General features: G+C 36.1%; 4 protein-coding genes and 1 pseudogene. 2 read left to right on the forward strand and 3 right to left on the reverse strand.

Features of this window, described 5'->3' with window-relative positions; genetic code table 11:
* Positions 1-595 (forward strand): annotated as a pseudogene (locus VKY47_RS05690) (aconitate hydratase); the annotation flags it as partial.
* A gap of 190 nt (positions 596-785) precedes the next feature.
* On the opposite strand, the gene VKY47_RS05695 reads toward VKY47_RS05690, so the two are convergent.
* Positions 786-1,814 (reverse strand): IS110 family RNA-guided transposase, encoded by a 1,029-nt coding sequence (locus VKY47_RS05695; RefSeq protein WP_324311113.1) that lies wholly within the window; start codon positions 1,812-1,814, stop codon positions 786-788.
* 305 nt (positions 1,815-2,119) lie between these two features.
* Here VKY47_RS05695 and VKY47_RS05700 point away from each other — a divergent pair, with 305 nt between their 5' ends.
* Complete coding sequence (locus VKY47_RS05700; RefSeq protein WP_324311115.1) at positions 2,120-2,683, forward strand: TlpA family protein disulfide reductase; 564 nt, start codon at positions 2,120-2,122, stop codon at positions 2,681-2,683.
* 2 nt (positions 2,684-2,685) lie between these two features.
* On the opposite strand, the gene VKY47_RS05705 is transcribed toward VKY47_RS05700, so the two are convergent.
* Together VKY47_RS05705 and VKY47_RS05710 are read right to left on the reverse strand one after the other, a co-directional pair.
* Entirely contained in the window at positions 2,686-3,270 is a 585-nt protein-coding gene (locus VKY47_RS05705; RefSeq protein WP_324311116.1) for an SET domain-containing protein, read from the reverse strand.
* A gap of 115 nt (positions 3,271-3,385) precedes the next feature.
* Positions 3,386-4,080, reverse strand: a 695-nt coding sequence (locus tag VKY47_RS05710) for a lycopene cyclase domain-containing protein (protein WP_324311117.1), incomplete at its 5' end; no start/stop codon positions are given.

The following is a 4,080-nucleotide window of genomic DNA, read 5'->3' on the forward strand; positions in this document are numbered from 1 at the left end:
GTTGTTGATTAAAGCATTCGGAAAATGTACAACAGACCATATTTCTATGGCTGGTCCTTGGTTGCGTTACAGAGGGCACTTAGATAATATTGCAAACAACACCTTAATTGGTGCTGTGAACGCTTTCAATAAGCAAACAAATTTTGTTAAAAATCAACTCACTGGAGAGTATGGCGGAGTTCCAAACGTTCAAAGAGAATACAAGGCTAATGGTATAAAAACCATTGTTGTTGGTGACCATAATTACGGTGAAGGTTCTTCTAGGGAACACGCTGCAATGCAGCCTAGATTTTTAGGTGTAGCTGCTGTTTTAGTGAAATCGTTTGCAAGAATTCACGAAACAAACTTGAAGAAACAAGGAATGTTAGGGTTAACATTTGCTAATGAAGCAGATTACGATTTAATCCAAGAAGATGATACTTTCAACTTTGTTGATATAGCTGACTTTGCACCAAACAAGCCGTTAACAATTGAGATCGTTCACGCTGATGGTAGTAAAGACACTATTAAAGCAAACCATACCTATAATGATGCTCAGATTAAATGGTATCACGAAGGTTCCGCTTTAAACTTAATTAAAAAGCAAAACGCTTAAAATATTTTAATAGGATCTAAACCTAACAGATACTGTGTTTAAATCCTACTCATTTTTTTATTAATATCTTTGTTTTTCAAAAAGAAGGCCTCGTTCAATTCGTTGTACCGAAGTCTATCTACCAGGCGGAGTTTTTCTCCGCCTTTTTTGTGGCAAAAAGAAGGCTTGTCCTGCATCCATACCCGAAGTTCTAACTTATCTGATAATCCACTACGTAGCGCTCTTCCTTTTTCCATAGCGTATATATTAAAATCAATAGCTTGCGCATTACTGCGACGATTCCTTGTTTTTTTATTGTTCGGTTTTCATTTACGCGCTCATAAAAGTCTTTCAAATTAGTGTTATGCGTCGCGGCAGCCACTGCGGGCATATAAAGAGCAGCCCTGATTCGTGCGTTTCCTTTTTTTGATATCCTGGTCTTTCCCTTGTACTTTCCCGACTCCTTTTCCACTACATCCAGTCCAGCATAGCTGACCAATTGGCGGATATTGGTAAAAAGCAGAAAGCCGTTAACCTCGGAAATCACCTTTATGATCGTGATAAAGCCTAGCCCCTTTACTGCTTCAATGTTTTGGATCTTCTTAAAGAGATGCTCGTCGGCTTTTATTAGTTTTTTCAGTTCCTTCTCAATAATCTCGAGTTGTTTTTCGTAAAACGAGATCATCTGTTTTTTAATCGTGATTACTTTTTTATAGGTCTGGTGTGCGTGATCCATAGCGTGGAGCTGGGACTTAGCAGCCGTCAGATCTTTCTTAAGACTAGTGTGCTCTCTTGACAGGTCTCTTATAACCTTAAACTCCTTGCTTGGCGGTGTCCAGAAATCAGTTGTTCCCAAGGTCTTTTCTATCCCGAAGGTGGCAATCATTTTTGAATCTACTTTGTCCGTTTTAGTCTTCAGATTATTGCTCTTGGCAAAATAAGTTAGTTTCTGCGCCAACTGCACACTTACTTTCTGATCATTCTCATAGAGAAAGTAGGCTAGGTTCTCATAATATACACCAGTAGCTTCCATCACGTAAATAGTTTGTGGAGCTGTAGCCTTTTCACGTTTTTTACACCAGAAAAGAAATTCTTTCATACCGACGCTGTTGTTCTTAAAGGATTTTGTCCCTTTTATAACAACATGTTCTTGTTGGTCCTTCACTTGGTAGCATGCAAAGAAACTTTCCATTCCCATGTCGATACCGACTACTTGCTTTAATACTTTTTGATCTATCATTATTCTTGTTATGGATTATTAAGAATAAGGATTTTCCCACCGTCTTTCCTCTTAGTTGATACGAAATCCAAGCATATAGCCGTGGTTTCTCAATACTGTTGTGACTCCTAGAAAATACAGGAAAGGGTCATTATCTGTCAGTGGACATACATAAATATGTTGTCTAGGTTTAAATGGTAACCCTATCCTGTTCTTATTTCTTAAATTTGTAGTACAAAAATAATTGTATTTTTAAAGGAAATTAATCCCAAGGCAAACATAAGAGGTTTTTGAAACCTGTTAGGTTTTTTTATATCCAGAAAATAATGGAGAAGTTTTTAAAAAAACAATGGAGTAACATCCTGTTTGGCGTATTAATCGTTTTAATGATAATTCCACAAACACGAATGCCAATTCAGGTTTTTGTACAACGGCTTATTTCTTTTTCTCCATCAGAAACTTCAGAGGAAAAGCGAGAAACCCTTCAGGATTATGAATGGTCCCTTGTAGCATTAAATTCTGAAGAAGTTAATTTCTCACAATCCAAAGGAAAAGTTGTTGTTGTTAATTTTTGGGCTACTTGGTGTCCGCCTTGCGTTGCAGAAATGCCTTCTTTTCAAAAGTTATTCGACACGTATGGTTCTAACGTAGATTTTTATTTTGTTACCTCGGAGAAACCAGACAAGGTGAATAGGTTTTTAGAAAAGCATAATTATTCGCTCCCAGTTTACCTTCAGTTTTTTGAAGCTCCAGAACAGATGCAGTCTAGTGTATTGCCAACAACTTATGTGTTGTCAAAAACAGGCAAAATCGTCGTAAACGAATCGGGAGTAGCAGATTGGAACAGCAAAAAAATTAGAAGTTTGTTGGATAGACTTCTTTCAGAATAAATTTAATTAGAAAAATAGTTGGATTTAATAGACTCCATTTCCTTTTTGCCCCTTGCAATTTCTTCAATTTCGTTCCACAATTTTTGAGAGATAAGTGGCTGCAAAGGCTGCGCTACTTCAATAATTTTTGGGAAGTTTTGAATCAATTTCTTGTCCCAAGTTTTATGATGCTTCAACAAGTCGTCTGGATAGACAGTCTTCCTACGTGTGCCTTCATTTATACCTTTAAAAGGCTCGGTAACGTTTAAGTATCCATAATCGTCGGTTAGCTCTTCTCCTGCCTGAATATCGCGTATGGCAATTTCAAAATCATAAGCTGTGGAAAGGCAATTACTTTTAAAACTATGGTTCACAAAACGGCCATAATCCCAACATAAAACAAGGTTGCCTTTGTTGTTTCGGTAACTGTAGGTCTCCAATACTTGCTGATATATTGGTTGTAATTTCTTAACCTGAGTAGGTGTGAATTCCCTATCCAGTTCATCTAAAACCCAAGTAATGGTGCCCGCTGGAATAAATTCCTTGGCAACCACACCATAACCTATTTCTTCGCTTATAAGTTTCAGTTCTGTTTTTGGATGTATCATTGCCTATTTTTTAAACAAAAGTAGGGCGAAATACAATGTGTAAAACAAGTGTAACCTATTGGATATTATTTATTAAAACTGTTTATTTGCCGATTTTTTCAGAAGAAAAATTTTATCAGTTCTGAACCCTATTATTATTCCAAGATTTAAACTTTTCCATTAACAAAAATACAGTCAACAGCATTGTAAGTGCGTAAATGCTATCTTCAATAGGAACAGTTCCGATACGAATTCCAAGGTTTTCAGCATCGTTATACCAAACTACTTGTTCGTTTATCCAGCTCCCTGTAAGGAAACCGTTTACGATAAAAAATGGAATTAAGAGAATGGCGAATACAGGTAGAAATTCTCTTAACAAGTTGCGCTCATTATTAAAAATCCAAGCCAATAGAATTATCGCATATCCAAAATTTATAGCGGTGTACCAACGGTTATAATTATACAATAAAACCGTAATCATAATGGTTTGCAGGGTAAAATATATCGTTGAAGTAGCTTTTCCTGAAAGTTTAAACTTTGGAAGTAAATTTTTAAACGAATATACAGTGAATAAGCAGGCGTAAGGAATACAAATAAAAAACAGCCATTCTTCAATGGGTAAATTCCCTAATTGTATTCCAGAAAGATAGGTTTCATTAAAGCCCCAAAATCCATTATGAGTAAAAATGACATCCCAAGTAACAAAAAACGCCATCATAAGTAATGTGGCAGGAAAAAAATATTTCCAGAGCTTATAAAATTGAAGTTTTGGGTGAAAACTGAACAAAAATGGAATGCTTAGCGAAGCCAAGTCCAAAATAAAGTAAAGAT

Origin of the sequence: Xanthomarina sp. (genome assembly GCF_035306705.1) — a bacterium.
Taxonomy (GTDB): domain Bacteria; phylum Bacteroidota; class Bacteroidia; order Flavobacteriales; family Flavobacteriaceae; genus Xanthomarina.

What these genes read in the sequence shown, in the direction of transcription:
- VKY47_RS05695 (WP_324311113.1), bottom strand. Translation starts at nt 1,814, where the DNA reads ATGATAGATCAAAAAGTATTAAAGCAAGTAGTCGGTATCGACATGGGA.
- VKY47_RS05700 (WP_324311115.1), top strand. Translation starts at nt 2,120, where the DNA reads ATGGAGAAGTTTTTAAAAAAACAATGGAGTAACATCCTGTTTGGCGTA.
- VKY47_RS05705 (WP_324311116.1), bottom strand. Translation starts at nt 3,270, where the DNA reads ATGATACATCCAAAAACAGAACTGAAACTTATAAGCGAAGAAATAGGT.